The organism is Mesorhizobium sp. M7A.F.Ca.AU.002.02.1.1 (assembly GCF_003998535.1).
GTDB lineage: Bacteria > Pseudomonadota > Alphaproteobacteria > Rhizobiales > Rhizobiaceae > Mesorhizobium > Mesorhizobium ciceri.
Window position 1 is genome coordinate 1 of the sequence record NZ_RZPB01001433.1, and the last position, 573, is coordinate 573.

Consider the following 573-nt stretch of genomic DNA (forward strand, 5'->3'; position numbering starts at 1 on the left):
GTGGCAGTGGACCGGCGCCCGGCATTGGCGACCGCGTGCTGGCCAAGACCTTTCCCGCCGACGACACGAACGTCGCCCTGGGCGGCCCCGCCTACACCGGGCGGGTGGTGAAGATTTTCGAAAAGCGCACCGATGCCGTGCTCGGTATCTTTCGCATCCTGCAGGACGGCACCTTCCGTATCGAACCGGTGGAACGGCGCCAGCCCGAACTGATCGTCGACAAGGAATTCCAGAACGGCGCCAAGAATGGCGACCTGGTCGAGGTCGAGCCGGCGCGAGCCTCCCGTTTCGGCTTGCCGAGAGCCAAGGTGCTCAACGTGCTGGGCTCTCTGACCAGCGAAAAGGCGGTCTCTATGATCGCCATCCATGCGCACGACATTCCGCATATCTTCCCGGCCGACGTCATCGCAGAATCCGAAGCGATCAAGCCGGCGACGCTGGATCACCGCGAGGATTGGCGCGACCTGCCGCTGATCACCATCGATCCGGCCGACGCCAAGGACCATGACGACGCCGTCTTCGCCACGCCGGATCTCGACGAGAAGAACCCCGGCGGCGTGGTTGCCACCGTGG

General features: G+C 64.9%; 1 pseudogene. It reads left to right on the plus strand.

The window, feature by feature from the left end:
- Positions 1-573 (plus strand): annotated as a pseudogene (locus EN879_RS38180) (ribonuclease R); the annotation flags it as partial.